The sequence below is a fragment of the Pseudomonas fluorescens genome (assembly GCF_005938625.1).
GTDB classification, from domain to species: Bacteria; Pseudomonadota; Gammaproteobacteria; order Pseudomonadales; family Pseudomonadaceae; genus Aquipseudomonas; species Aquipseudomonas fluorescens_BD.
Genome location: NZ_VCNJ01000069.1, coordinates 20,254 through 34,429 on the forward strand (window position 1 = coordinate 20,254; position 14,176 = coordinate 34,429).

The window sequence follows — 14,176 nt, forward strand, 5'->3', positions numbered from 1 at the left end:
CACAGATTGCCGAGGAACCTCAGGCACGCTCGCATGACGGCTATCATGCGAGCGTCAGAGTATTTACCAGAAGCGCTGCTGGGTCAGGCGACTCCACCAGCTCAGCAACACCCGGTCGACCGAACCGCTGGCGGCCATGCCGATACGCTCCTGCAAGCTTTTGCGTTCGGCGTAGTGCAAGTGGTAGACCTCGGCTTTTTTCGCCCGGTCTGCGAGATATTCATCGCTGGTCTTGAGTTCATCGACCAGTTGCTTATCCAGCGCCGCGACGCCGAGCCAGACTTCACCGGTGGCGACATCGTCAATCGCCAGTTGCGGGCGATAGCGGGCCACGAAGTTCTTGAACAGTTGATGAGTGATGTCCAGGTCTTCCTGAAACTTCTCGCGGCCCTTCTCGGTGTTTTCGCCAAACACGGTCAGGGTGCGCTTGTACTCGCCGGCGGTGAGAACTTCAAAGTCGATGTCGTGCTTCTTCAACAAGCGATTGACGTTAGGCAACTGCGCGACCACGCCGATCGAGCCGAGAATCGCGAACGGCGCGCTGATGATCTTCTCGCCGATGCACGCCATCATGTAACCGCCGCTGGCAGCAACCTTGTCGATGCACACCGTCAACGGCACACCGGCCTCGCGGATCCGCGCCAGTTGTGACGACGCCAGGCCGTAGCTGTGAACCATGCCGCCTCCGCTTTCCAGACGCAGGACCACTTCGTCTTTTGGCGTGGCCAAGGTCAGCAACGCGGTGATTTCATGGCGCAGGCTTTCAGTGGCGGACGCCTTGATATCGCCATCGAAATCGAGGACGAATACGCGGGATTTGGCTTCAGGTTGCTTCTTCTGCTTTTTCGCGCTTTTCTCGGACTTGGCTTCGCCTTTGCGCAGGGCCTTGAGCTGATCCTTGTCGAGCAAAGTCTGCTCCAGGCGCTCACGCAGGCCTTTGTAGAAATCATTGAGTTTGCTGACCTGCAACTGACCGGCCGATTTGCGCCGGCCCTTGCTGCGCAATGCAGCAAAACTGGCAAGCACCACCAGAATGGCGACTACCAGGGTAACGGTCTTGGCCAGAAAACTGGCGTATTCGGTGAAAAACTCCACAGAGACTCCTTAAACGATGCGCGGATGTGGGACACACGCGGGATGGCTCCAGCATACCCATGCGCCGGCTTGTCGGCCAGCCGTGAAACCTCTGGCAACACCCCTGTAACGGGCATTTCAAACAAGCGTATGTTTTTTCATTGACAGCTACCCGTCATCCTCATAACCTCGCCACAACCTTCAACGTACCGGGATGACGCGGACGTGGGCAGCATCTACTTGATTCGACATGGCCAGGCCTCCTTCGGTGCAGACGACTATGACGTCCTATCGCCGACCGGTGTGCGCCAGGCAGAAATCCTCGGTCAGCACCTCGCTGAACTGGGGATCAGCTTCGATCGCTGCCTCGCCGGTGACCTGCGTCGTCAGCAGCACACGGCCACCAGCGCGCTGGCACAATACGCCGCCAAAGGTTTGCCGGTACCGACGCTGGAAACCGATTCGGCGTTCAACGAGTTCGATGCCGACGCGGTGATCCGTGCCCTGCTCCCGGACATGCTGGCAGACGAACCGGAAGCCCTCGACATCCTGCGCAACGCCGCGCAGAACCGTGGCGAATTCCAACGCATTTTCGCCCTCATCATCGAGCGCTGGCTGGCCGGCACCTACGACACGCCGGAGCTGGAAAGCTGGCTGGGTTTCGTCGATCGGGTTCAGGCCGGGCTACACCGGATACTCGATCTGGCCGATAAAAATCAGAAAATCGCCGTGTTCACCTCCGGCGGCACCATCACCGCCCTGCTCCACCTCATTACGCAAATGCCTGCGAAACAGGCCTTTGAATTGAACTGGCAAATCGTCAACACCTCGCTCAACCAGCTGAAGTTCCGCGGTCGCGAGGTGGCTCTGGCCTCCTTCAACAGTCATGCACACCTGCAACTGCTGAAGGCTCCGGAACTCATCACTTTTCGCTGAGTCCGGATAACTGTGAACCTTGCTGTAATCAACCTCATAAGGATCGAACCATGACCTCCGTAGCCGATGCCGTAAAAGCAATGCAAGCCAAGTTCAACCCAGCCGCTGCTGCCGGTCTGGATCTGGTTTTCGGTTTCAACATCACCGACGAAGACAAGCAGTACTCGCTGATCGTCAAAGACGGCACTTGCGACATCCAGGAAGGCGAAAACCCGGACGCCAACTGCACGCTGGTGCTGGACAGCGAAACCCTGAAAGGTATCGTCAGCGGCGAAACCGACGGCATGCAGGCTTTCATGGGCGGCAAGCTGCGCGTTGAAGGCGACATGATGCTGTCGATGAAACTGTCCGAGCTGTTCCCTTCGTAAGACCGCAGACCCGCTATCGCGGGACCTGTCGGAATACACCACGAATCCCGCCTGATGGCGGGATTCGTTTGTTTGGATGAGTGAGCAAACGCTTATGAATCAGGCGGGATCGTGCGTAATGGTTGAGCTGTAAACTTTAACTGCGAAACCTATATAGTTTGATAGTCTGTCAAAATAACTCGACACTCAGCCAAATGGATCGGACATGGACCACCCTGCAACAACCGCCACCAATCGCTCTACCTATGATTACCTCGACTATTACCTGAGCTTGAGCCAACCTCCAAAATATGCCGTTCTGATCAACGGTAGTTGGGGAACAGGAAAAACGCACTTAATACAAAATTTCATTGCAAAAAACTTCCGCTCTGAACCAACAGATTTTCGGGGCTGGCTGTCCGCATACAAAAAAATGCTTATGCAATCATGGATCTGGCGTCTATTTTCCAAAGAAGCTAACAAGCAGCCTGAGCACTGTTATATTTATGTCAGCCTATACGGCACCGATTCCATTGAAGACATAAACGATAGAATTATATGCGCGGCTTTTCCGGGACTCAATGTCAAAACTGCCAAGATAATTGGCGGAATAACTCGCTCAGCCTTGAAAATCTTCCGTTTTGAAACCTCGCTATCACTCAAGAATTTCATCTCAAAATTCCATAAACAACTATATATCTTTGATGACTTTGAACGCAGCAACCTGCCCAGCAAGATGCTCTTGGGATATATTAACGAATTCATCGAGCACGGCGACAGAAAAGTCATCATTATCGCCAACGAAGACGAAATCAACGAAAAAGACAAAGACGAGTATTTAAAAAGCCGCGAAAAGGTCATCGGAAAGTCGCTTACCATTCAGACGACAACACATGAAGCACTTGAACACTTTACAAATACCATAAAACACAAAGCCGCCCGACAACTCATCACAGATATGCAAGAAGATATCATCCGCATCTTCCATCACTCCGAGTGTCATAACCTGCGTATTTTACGACAGACATTGTGGGATTTTGAACGAATTTTTGCTGCACTCCCATCTCAACAGCAGCAGAACTCCAAAGCTATGGCTTCTCTTGTAAACATCATTGTCATTTTCTCCATCGAAATCGCACAAAAAAAGATTGGTGCAGTTGATATCCTGAGCCGCCCAGTACAAGCACCGAGTTTCCTGAAGAAAATCCAGCAAAGTAAGCCTGAAGAACAGGCTTTTATTGAAATGGAGAATCGGCACCTCACGGTGGATCTACGGGATCAAATTCTTTCTAACACATTGCTTTCCGAACTGCTTATCCAGGGCACCTTGGATGCTGATGCCATCCGCTCCTCTCTGGCTAATAGTGTTTACTTCATACGAGAAGAAGACATGCCTGCCCTGGATGCACTCAGACGTCCTTATGAACTAACAGAAGAACGTTTCAAAAAAAATCTAGCGCAGTTCGAAGCGCAATATAAAGAGCGGATATTTATCTCACCTCAAGATATCTTTGAAACATTCGCACTGCGACTCTGGCTTTCATCCCAAAAATCATTAACTGTTGCCCACAGTAGAATTCTATCTCAAGGCAAACAATATTTGCAGGATCTTTATGATACAAAGAGGCTACCCATACTTACGCCAAAAGATCTGGAGGGTGTGAAGTATGGAATTTTCACAGGACACTACCGCTTAGCGTTTCAGGGCGAAAAATCTGCGGAAGCCGAAGCTTTCTTCTGCGAGTTCAAACGGCTCAGTGATTTGACACAAAACGACCTGGATGTAGAAAGCGCCACTCAACTTCTGGAGGATATGAAATGCAGTGTCGAACGTTTGGTCTACAGGCTTTCCTACTCCAGCCACCGCGAAGTTGATCACATCCACCCCGCAATCCTGTTACAAGTCCAGTGCAAAGAGTTCGTCTCTACACTTCTTGATCTTCACCCCAAACAGCAACAGATCATTCTGGGAGCATTTAGAGCACGCTACAGCTTCACACCAATAAGCGCGAAGGAAACAGGCGAGCGTGAGTGGTTGTTCAGCGTTCGTGAAATGATTCTGACGCGTGCCCAAGAGTTATCTCTATTCCAACAACAACGCCTCTCTTCGAATGTTGAAAACTTTCTCGACCCTTACATTGAAGACATCCGCTCCCTCAAAGTCTCTGGATAGCCTTTAAAATGTGCTGGTTCGTTTTTGACGACCCGGCACTGCAGCCAGCAGCAACTCTCGGGTATACGGATGCTGCGCCGCATGAAACAGCGCATTCGTCTCGCCACGCTCAACCACTTCACCTTCCTTCATCACAATCAAGTCATGGGCCAGCGCTCGCACCACCGCCAGATCGTGGCTGATGAACAGGTAAGTCAGGCCATGTTCTTGCTGCAAACGTCGCAACAGCGCGACGATCTGCTTCTGCACCGTGCGATCCAGTGCCGAGGTCGGTTCATCCAGCAGGATCAAGTCGGGCTTGAGCACCAGTGCCCGGGCAATGGCGATGCGTTGCCGCTGACCACCGGAAAACTCGTGGGGATAGCGATGGCGGGTGGCCGGATCAAGACCGACTTCACGCAGCACATCGATCACCGCCCGTTCTCGCTCAGCGGCATTCAAATCGCTGTGCACCTGTAAACCTTCAGCGATGATCTGCGCCACACACAGACGCGGACTGAGGCTGCCGAACGGATCCTGAAACACCACTTGCAGACGCTTGCGCAGAGGTCTGAGTTGCTTGCCGCTCAAGTGCTCCAGCGCCTCGCCCTGAAAACGGATGCTGCCTTGGGCGTCGATCAGACGCAGAATGGCCTGGCCCAATGTCGATTTACCGGAACCGGATTCGCCGACGATCCCCAAGGTTTTGCCGCGTTGAAGATTCAAGTCAATGCCGTTGACCGCGTGCAACCAGGATTTCGCGCGCAGCCATCCGCCACCCAAACGAAAGCGCACATTGAGATCGCGCACCTCCAGCAAATCCTCGGCAGGTTCCCGACACAACGCCTCGCCACCCGGCTCAGCGTTGAGCAACTCGATGCTGTAAGGATGTTGCGGCGCGCTGAACAACTGTTCACACGATGCCTGTTCGACGATTACCCCGCCACGCATGACCGCCACCCGCTGAGCGATATTGCGTACCAGATTCAGGTCATGACTGATGATCAACAGGGCCATGCCCAGCCGCTCCTGCAGTTCTTTGAGAAGCAGCAGAATCTTGCGTTGCACGGTTACGTCCAGCGCTGTAGTCGGTTCGTCGGCAATCAGTAACTGTGGTTCGCAGGCCAGCGCCATGGCGATCATCACCCGTTGCCGTTGTCCGCCCGACAGTTGATGCGGATAGGCCTTGAGCCGTTCGCGCGGGCGTTGAATGCCCACCAGCTCCAGCAACTGCAAAATCCGCTGACGCGCCGCCGCCCCGGCCAACCCCTTGTGCAGCGCAAGGCTTTCACCCAGTTGCCGCTCAATCGTGTGCAAAGGGTTCAGCGAACTCATCGGTTCCTGAAAAATCATCGCGATGCGATTACCCCGCAGTTGCCGCAGATAGCGCTCATGCACACCCAGCAGCTCCGTGCCGTCATAGCGGATGCTGCCGCCGATCCGGGTGATGCCCGGGTCAAGCAATTGCAGAATGCTGTGCGCCGTCACCGATTTACCCGAGCCGGATTCCCCGACCAGCGCCAGGCACTCGCCGGGGCGGATATCGAGGTCGATGCCATGCACTACAGACTGGCCATTGAACGCGACGCGCAGGTCACGAATTTCAATCAAGTGTTCAGGCATCTTAAGTCCTCGGATCAAACGCATCGCGGCAGGCTTCGCCGATGAATACCAGCAGCGAGAGGATCAGCGCCAGCGCAAAGAACGCGGTCAAACCCAGCCACGGTGCTTGCAGATTGCTTTTCCCCTGGCCAATCAACTCACCCAGCGAAGCACTCCCGGCCGGCATGCCGAAACCGAGAAAATCCAGTGCTGACAAGGTTGCGATTGCCCCAGTGAGGATGAACGGCAGATAAGTCAGCGTCGCGCTCATGGCATTGGGCAGGATGTGCCGAACGATCACCTGCGCATCGCCGACACCCAGTGCACGCGCGGCTTTCACGTATTCCAGACCGCGACTGCGCAGGAACTCGGCGCGCACCACATCGACCAGGCTCAACCAGAAAAACAGCGCCATGATCCCTAGCAACCACCAGAAATTCGGCTCGACAAACCCGGACAGAATGATCAGCAGGTACAACACCGGCAACCCCGACCAGACCTCCAGCAAGCGCTGACCGATCAAGTCGACCCAGCCGCCGTAGTAGCCCTGCAACGCCCCGGCGGCAATGCCGATCAGCGCACTCGCCGCGGTCAGGGCCAAGGCAAACAACAGCGATATACGCGTGCCGAATATCACCCGCGCCAGCACATCCCGCGCCTGATCATCGGTGCCCAGCCAGTTGTCGCCACTGGGCGGACTCGGCGCCGGCTCCGTGAGGTCGTAATTGACCGTGTCGAACGCGAACGGAATCGGCGCAAACCACATCCGCCCGCCCTGCCCCTCGATCAATTGCCGCACCTGCGCGCTGCGATAGTCCGGCTGAAACGGCAACTCGCCGCCAAAGTCCTGCTCGGTGTAGCGCTTGAACGCCGGGAAATACCATTCGCCCTGATACGTCACCAGCAACGGTTTGTCATTGGCCACCAGCTCACCGCCAAGACTCAGGCCGAACAGCGCGAGAAACAGCCACAACGACCACCAGCCGCGCCGATGCGCCTTGAACCGCGCCCAGCGGCGCCGGCCGATTGGAGACAATGTCAGCATCAGGCAGCCCTCGCGGTGAAGTCGATGCGCGGATCGACCAGTGTGTAACAGAGATCGCCGAGCAGTTTTATCAGCAGGCCGAACAAGGTGAAGATGAACAGCGAACCGAACACCACCGGATAGTCGCGTGCGACCGCCGCTTCGTAACTGAGACGGCCGAGGCCATCGAGGGAAAAGATCACTTCGATCAGCAACGAGCCACCGAAGAACACCGTCACCAGCGCTTGCGGCAAACCGGCGACGACCAACAGCATCGCATTGCGAAACACATGGCCGTACAACACCTGCCTTTGACTCAGCCCTTTGGCGCGCGCGGTCACCACGTACAGTCGCGAGATCTCGTTGAGAAAGCTGTTCTTGGTCAGGATCGTCAACGTGGCAAAACCGCCGATAACCAGGGCAATCACCGGTAACACCAAATGCCAGAAATAGTCGGCCACCTTGGCCCACGGCGACAGCTCGGCGAAGTTGTCCGAGACCAGCCCGCGCACCGGAAACCAGTCCAGCGCCGTGCCACCGGCAAAGACCACGATCAGCAACAGCGCGAAGAGAAATCCCGGCAGCGCATAACCGATGATGATCGCCACGCTGCTCCAGACATCGAACGCTGAGCCGTTGTGCACAGCTTTGCGAATGCCCAGCGGAATCGACACCAGATAGGTGATCAGCGTCGCCCACAGGCCCAGCGACAAGGTCACCGGTAGCTTCTGCCAGATCAATTCGGTGACGCTGGCACCGCGAAAGAAACTCTGGCCAAAGTCCAGCTGCGCATAGCTTTTGAGCATCAGCCACAAACGCTCGCTGGCGGGTTTATCGAAGCCATACTGACGCTCGATATCGGCCACCAGTTTCGGATCCAGCCCTCGGGTGGCGCGAGACTCGCCCCCGACGGTTTCGACATGGCTGGAACCCACCCCTGCCCCCACGCCAATCCCCTGCAAGCGCGCAATGGCCTGCTCGACCGGGCCACCGGGCGCGGCTTGCACGATAACGAAGTTGACCAGCAGGATGGCGAGCAAGGTCGGCACGATCAGCAGCAGACGCCGCAGGCTATAACCCCACATGGCTGTACTCCTTGGGCATCTGGGTGGCGGTCAGCGCGGTCGGACTAATTTCCCACCAGGTGTCGAGACCGGCGTCGTACAGCGGCGCAATCGCCGGTCGGCCGAAGCGGTTCCACCATACCGTGGAAATTCCCGGTGGGTAATAGTTGGGCACCCAGTAGTAACCCCACTGCAACACCCGATCCAGCGCGTGAGCGTGACGCAGCAGACTCTCGCGATTGTCCGCCTGCACCAGCCCCTCGAGCAGTGCATCGACGGCCGGATCGCGCAGCACCATGTAATTGTTCGAGCCTGGATCAGCGGCGCCATCGGAGCCGAAGTAATTGAACATCTCACGCCCCGGTGCCTGGCTCACCGGATAAGCGGCAACAATCATGTCGTAATCGCGATTGCGCACGCGGTTGGTGTATTGCGCGGTGTCGACCTGGCGAATATCGAAGCCGATGCCGATCTGCGCCAGGTTGCGCTTAAAGGGCAACAACAGCCGCTCGAAACCTTTCTGGCCATTGAGAAACGTGAAGTGCAGCGGCTCGCCATTGGCGTTCATCAACTGATCACCCTGAGGTTTCCAGCCAGCGGCCTCCAGCAGTTTCAGTGCCTGCAATTGCTCGGCGCGGATATTGCCACTGCCATCGGTTTTCGGTGCTTCAAACACCGTGGTGAACACTTCATCGGGAATCTGTCCGCGCAACGGCTCAAGAATCTTCAGCTCTTCGGCATCCGGCAATGCAGTAGCCGCCAGTGCGCTGTGGGAGAAGAAGCTGCGCTGACGCAGGTACATGCTGCGCATCATCTGGCGGTTACTCCATTCGAAATCCCAGAGCATGGCGATTGCCTGGCGCACGCGGCGATCCTGAAACGGCGGTTTCTGCAGGTTGAACACAAAGCCCTGCGCACCTTGAGCGGCACCGGGTGCGAGATGTTCACGGAGCAATTTGCCTTGCTCCAGCGCAGCCCCTGCGTAACCGATGGTGAAGCTGGTGGCGGAGAACTCGCGGTTGTAATCGAAGCCGCCAGCCTTGAGCACCTGCCGTGACACGTCGGTGTCGGCGAAGAACTCCACGCTCAGTTGATCGAAGTTGTAGAGGCCGCGAGTGATCGGCAGATCCTTGGCCCACCAGTCCTGCACCCGCTGGAATTTCACGCTGCGCCCGGCATCCACCGCGCTGATGCGATACGGGCCACTGCCTGGCGGGATCTCGAAACCACCGCCCTCGGCGAAATCACGGGTCCGCCACCAATGTTCGGGCAGCACCGGCAGTGTCGCCAGATCCAGCGGCAAAGTGCGGCTGTCGTTGTTCTTGAAGAGAAAGCGCACTTGCGTCGGCGACTCGACGACGACCTCGGCGACATCGCGAAACTGCTGGCGGTATTTGAGGCTGCCCTGGGTGGTGAACAGGTTGAAGGTGTAACGAACGTCTTCGGCGGTGATCCGTGTGCCGTCATCGAAACGCGCCTTCGGGTTCAGGTAGAAGCGTATCCAGCGGCGATCCGGATCCAGCTCCATCTGCTGCGCCACCAGACCGTAGACGCTGTAGGGTTCGTCCTTGCTGCGATAGGCCAGTGGCGCGTAGAGCCAGCCATCGATGTCGGCCACGCCGGTGCCTTTGTCGGTGTAAGGAATCAGGTGATCGAACGGGCCGCTTTCCAGGGAAGACCGGCGCAGGCTGCCGCCCTTCGGTGCATCGGGGTTGGCGTAGGCCAGGTGCTGGAAGTCGGGAGCGTACTTGGCGGGTTCGCCGTAGACCGTTAACGCCGGTTGCGGGGCGGCCCAACTGAACGGCGTTAAAAGCGCGAAAGCGCTGAATAAAATGAGCCTGGAGAACATGGGCAGATCCTTTTACACGGTGTCGCTGACGACCTCTTCGCGAGCAAGCTCGCTCCCACATGGATCTTCTGTGAACTCAAATCCCTGTGGGAGCGAGCTTGCTCGCGAAAGCGTCAATGCAGTCAACACACCTTCTGCCTACCTGTGATGTGCAACAGGCCGGCGATTTTTATAGGGCAGGCTTTAGATCAATCGGTGACTAAAACCGGCCTTCGCTGATCATTTTCAAAACTTGTAACTGACCCGCGTGTACAACGTCCGGCCAAACGGATCGCCATATTTCGGGTCGTAGCCGCTCTGGAACGTGTAGGTCTGGTTGCTGAACGGTGGTTCGCGGTCAAACAGGTTTTTCGCCCCGAGGGTCACGCTCAGGGTCTTGCGCCAGGTGTAGGTACCGGCCAGGTCCCAGACGTTGTACGAGCCAACGTAATCGTGAGTGTCGCGATCGGAGTCGTGGTAACCGCTGGTGTAACGGTTGGTCAGAGCAGCGCCGAACGGGCCGTAATTCCAGCTACCGGTCAGGCTGTGCCGCCAGCGCGCCACGGCACCCGCCGAAGCAAAATCACCGCCACGAAAATCACCCAGCTTGTCGATGTAGTCGCCCTTGAGCTGTTGCTGATAGTCATAGCGGGTGACGTAAGTGCCTTGCAGGCCGATGCCGAAATTACCGTACGGCGTGCTCGGCAATCGGTAATCGAAGCTGACATCGACGCCATTGGTCTTGATCTTGCCGAGGTTGGCCAGCCCGGTGACGATGTGATCGATGGAGCCATCCGGCTTGCGGACCAGGCGATCCGGGTACAACTCAGGATTCTCGAACACCGCCGACTCGGGGAATTCGGCAATCTGGTTGGCAATGTCAATCCACCAGAAATCCAGCCCGGCCGTCAGGCGCTCAAACGGCTGATAGACGAACCCGAGAGTGACGTTGCGCGCGGTTTCCGGGCTCAGATCGGTATTACCGCCGCTGGTGCGATTGAACTGCTGCGCGCAGTCGCGGTTGGCAATGCCGCCATTGCTCGGATTGCCGCCAGCGCACAAGCGTGGATCGTTGTAGTTGGCATTGGTGAAACTGGTAAAGGTCGGGTTGTACAACTCATACAACGACGGCGCACGGAACCCTTCGCTGTAGGCACCGCGTACCACCAACTCCTTGAACGGCTGGAAGCGGAACGAGTATTTCGGATTGGTGGTGCTGCCGAAGTCACTGTACTTGTCGTGGCGTACGGCCGCGGACAATTCGAGGCTGTCGAGCACCGGCACGTTGACCTCGGCGTACTCGGCCGAGACGCTGCGATCCCCGGCAACGCTGCCGTTCGGATCAACACCAAGGCTTTGCACGTCGCCGGCAAATTGCGCGAAATCCTGATGGAAGTCTTCTTTGCGATACTCGCCGCCGAGCGCCAATGCCGAAGGGCCGGCGCCGAACCAGTCGCCGATTTCACGACTGATGCGCCCATCGATGGCCTTCACCCGCCCGACCGCCGTGGCGTAATCACCGTCCACCGCGTTGGCCGCCAACAGCGCGGAACCGGCAGCTGTCTGCGGGCCGAACGGGTTGATCACGCCGTTGGCAATACCGGCGCTGACGGCGCGGTCGTTGACGTAACCGTCCTGAATGCTGTTGACCACTTTGTTCTGGTTGTACGAGGCACCGAGGTTGTAATCCCAGCCGACCAGCGAGCCGTCGAAACTCAGCAGCAAGCGCTGACTGGTGTTGTCGTCTTCGTGCTGACGCGCACCAACGGCGGTTTCGCGCCAGTTCACGTCGACCGGTTGCGTCGGGTCGAGGGCGAAACCGCTCGGCGCGGGGGTGATGCCGTTGCCCGGATAGAACGTCGTGCCGGGGTTGACCTGATTGCCCATCAATGTGCCGGGGCCGATTTGCGTGCGGTTTTCGTTGCGCGCCCAAAAGTATTCGAGGCTGACATTGTGATCGTCCGACAGCTTGCCGGTGGCTTTGGCGAAGGCCGAGGTCTTCTCCGTTTCCGGCACCAGATCGAGGTAGTTCCACAGGCTCTGCCGGCAAATGCCGTTACGCGCCAGCAAACCCGGTGCGTTGCAGCCTGAGCCGGCCAACGGGTTGGTGGCGTTACTGCCCTGACTCCAGTTGGCCGGCGATGCGGTGCCGGAGGTGTAATCGAGTCCGCGGTTCGGCTGATAGTTGTAGGTGTAACCCCGGTCTTCAGCGGCCAGGCGTTGCTGCTTGTCGTAACTGACTACACCAAATACGTTGAAGCGATCATCCTGCAAATCACCGAAGCCCCAACTGCCGCTGAAGTTGCGGCTTTCACCGCCACCCGAATGGGTGGGCGTGTCGTAGTTGGTACTGATCTGCCCTTCGGTGAGGCTGGTCTTGGTGATGAAGTTGATCACCCCGCCAATCGCATCGGTGCCATACAGCGCCGAGGCGCCATCGCGCAGCACTTCCACACGGTCAATGGCGGCGAACGGAATGGTGTTGAGATCGACACCCGAGCCGTTGATCGCGTTGGTCGCGTTGTTGCTCAGGCGCCGACCGTTGAGTAGCACCAGCGTCTTGTTCGGACCGATGCCCCGCAGATCCGCATAGGACGCGCCACCACTGCTGGACCCCACCGAACGCCCGGAGCCGACCGAAGACTGGTTGGCGGAAATGCGACTGACCAGCTCCTCGGTGGTGGAAACACCCTGCTCGCGCAACTCTTCGACGCGCAGGATGGTCACCGGCACCGCCGTTTCTGCATCGACCCGGCGGATTGCCGTCCCCGTGACTTCGACACGCTGCAGTTGGGTGGTCGGTTCGGTTGCCGTGCCGTCGGCGGCAATGGCCGGCAGCGTGTTGATTGCCAGCAGCAAGGCCAGGCTCAAAGGTGATTTGACGGGTGAAAACTGAATCATGAACAGCCATCCCTGCGTTTTGGTTTATGCAGGGATGTGCGATGACAAATAAGGATTTATAGAGGGCGACTTAGACTGTTGAGTGCTGAGGTTATGCAAAGAATGCCATGCCTCCGTATCAAGCCGATGCCATCTCCCGCAGCAACCGTGTATCCAGGCCAAAACGTTCTTGAGAGACCATCTTGAACTGCCCCTCTGCCAGGTCGCAGCTCACCAGCAGATTCCACGAGTGGCGGGTTGCCGCCGAGGGAATCAGGACAAACGGATGCTCATCCAGTAAAGCGTCGGCAAACCGCTGCTGGTTGGGCGACGGCCAAGCGGGACTCAACCAGTAAGGATTCGGTACCTCTTCGGGCTGAACGACTTTGACCCGTGCATCGCGGATGACCTCAAAGCACGTCAGCACATAAGGCTCTCTGTCCAGTGCATCAAAACTATTATTGGCTGCCACCTCCAGAATGGCCGAGGACGGGTCGACAGATGCATAGACGACTCGCCGGCCAGGCGCATTCCATCGACCGCCCTTCAGTTTTGAACCCATCCCGCTGTCCCATGTCTCTCCGTAGGCCTCCTGATCCAGGCGCCAGCCATACCAGTGCCCTTCCCAGGGCAAGGGATTCATGGGTAACCCCCGTACAGGACCCGACACAAGTATTGCTCGACCATCTGGAAACCGAGCGGATGGTGGGTCAACTCCAACGGCACGTAGCCGTTAAGGTACGGGGTGGACTTCTGCATCCATCTCTCCGCCTGTGACAGCCCCCCGAACGCACGAATGGCCATCTCCAGCACCAGCGCATATTGATAGGCGACAACGCTCTGCTGCGAGTCAAGCCGTAGCGATTTGCCTTCCTTCAGCAGTCGCTGCACGGTTCTGACAGACCTGCCGGTGATGCGTTTGACCATGTCTTCGCGCAGGTACATTTCGGAAGTTGAAAGCATGTTGACGACGTCGCTCAGCTCAAAACCCTTCTCGGTAAGGCGTACAATCAGCATCGCGTCGTCACCGAGGTCCTGACCATGCACGAGCAAATCGACCGGTGTTCCCTCGGCCTTCTTCAGGCCCGTCAACCGGGGCGATTTTCGAGTGGGCATTGCGACATCCTCCATGGGGCATCTGGCGCGATCATCGATCCAGAAGTTGCGCAGGGAATAAACAGAGGTTTCATGCTCTATGTGTGGGGTACGCATAATCGATCCTTTATCTGGGAGCCTGAGCGTACAAACCGCTCAGCGACTTCAATGTCA

General features: G+C 57.3%; 11 protein-coding genes. 3 read left to right on the forward strand and 8 right to left on the reverse strand.

Going from position 1 to position 14,176, the window contains the following annotated elements; all coding sequences use genetic code 11:
- Positions 1-63: 63 nt before the first annotated feature.
- On the reverse strand, positions 64-1,095 hold the full coding sequence (sohB, locus tag FGA82_RS28225; protein ID WP_122605220.1) for a protease SohB: 1,032 nt from the start codon (positions 1,093-1,095) through the stop codon (positions 64-66).
- A 204-nt stretch (positions 1,096-1,299) separates the two neighbouring features.
- Here sohB and FGA82_RS28230 point away from each other — a divergent pair, with 204 nt between their 5' ends.
- The 3 genes from FGA82_RS28230 to FGA82_RS28240 all read left to right on the forward strand — a co-directional run bounded on the left by FGA82_RS28230 (position 1,300) and on the right by FGA82_RS28240 (position 4,530).
- A complete protein-coding gene (locus tag FGA82_RS28230; RefSeq protein ID WP_141129637.1) occupies positions 1,300-2,010 on the forward strand; it encodes a histidine phosphatase family protein in 711 nt (236 codons plus the stop codon).
- Between the two features lie 50 nt (positions 2,011-2,060).
- On the forward strand, positions 2,061-2,378 hold the full coding sequence (locus FGA82_RS28235; RefSeq protein ID WP_007912567.1) for an SCP2 sterol-binding domain-containing protein: 318 nt from the start codon (positions 2,061-2,063) through the stop codon (positions 2,376-2,378).
- Between the two features lie 205 nt (positions 2,379-2,583).
- Positions 2,584-4,530: a P-loop NTPase fold protein gene (locus FGA82_RS28240; protein WP_141129638.1), complete on the forward strand. Its 1,947-nt coding sequence runs from the start codon at positions 2,584-2,586 to the stop codon at positions 4,528-4,530.
- 3 nt (positions 4,531-4,533) lie between these two features.
- Here FGA82_RS28240 and FGA82_RS28245 read toward each other — a convergent pair whose 3' ends face one another.
- The 7 genes from FGA82_RS28245 to FGA82_RS28275 all read right to left on the reverse strand — a co-directional run bounded on the left by FGA82_RS28245 (position 4,534) and on the right by FGA82_RS28275 (position 14,023).
- Complete coding sequence (locus tag FGA82_RS28245) at positions 4,534-6,132, reverse strand: ABC transporter ATP-binding protein (protein ID WP_141129639.1); 1,599 nt, start codon at positions 6,130-6,132, stop codon at positions 4,534-4,536.
- A gap of 1 nt (position 6,133) precedes the next feature.
- Entirely contained in the window at positions 6,134-7,156 is a 1,023-nt protein-coding gene (locus tag FGA82_RS28250; RefSeq protein WP_141129640.1) for an ABC transporter permease, read from the reverse strand.
- Positions 7,156-8,220, reverse strand: coding sequence for a microcin C ABC transporter permease YejB (locus FGA82_RS28255; protein ID WP_141129641.1), 1,065 nt, complete (start codon positions 8,218-8,220; stop codon positions 7,156-7,158). Before FGA82_RS28255 ends, FGA82_RS28250 begins: the two co-directional genes overlap by 1 nt.
- Positions 8,207-10,048 (reverse strand): extracellular solute-binding protein, encoded by a 1,842-nt coding sequence (locus FGA82_RS28260; protein ID WP_141129642.1) that lies wholly within the window; start codon positions 10,046-10,048, stop codon positions 8,207-8,209. The genes FGA82_RS28255 and FGA82_RS28260 overlap by 14 nt, the downstream gene beginning before the upstream one ends.
- A gap of 225 nt (positions 10,049-10,273) precedes the next feature.
- Entirely contained in the window at positions 10,274-12,928 is a 2,655-nt protein-coding gene (locus tag FGA82_RS28265) for a TonB-dependent receptor (RefSeq protein WP_141129643.1), read from the reverse strand.
- A 118-nt stretch (positions 12,929-13,046) separates the two neighbouring features.
- The gene (locus FGA82_RS28270; protein WP_141129644.1) at positions 13,047-13,550 is read right to left on the reverse strand and encodes an RES family NAD+ phosphorylase; all 504 of its coding nucleotides are present in this window, start codon (positions 13,548-13,550) and stop codon (positions 13,047-13,049) included.
- Complete coding sequence (locus FGA82_RS28275) at positions 13,547-14,023, reverse strand: antitoxin Xre/MbcA/ParS toxin-binding domain-containing protein (RefSeq protein WP_171057378.1); 477 nt, start codon at positions 14,021-14,023, stop codon at positions 13,547-13,549. The genes FGA82_RS28270 and FGA82_RS28275 overlap by 4 nt, the downstream gene beginning before the upstream one ends.
- Positions 14,024-14,176 lie beyond the last annotated feature (153 nt).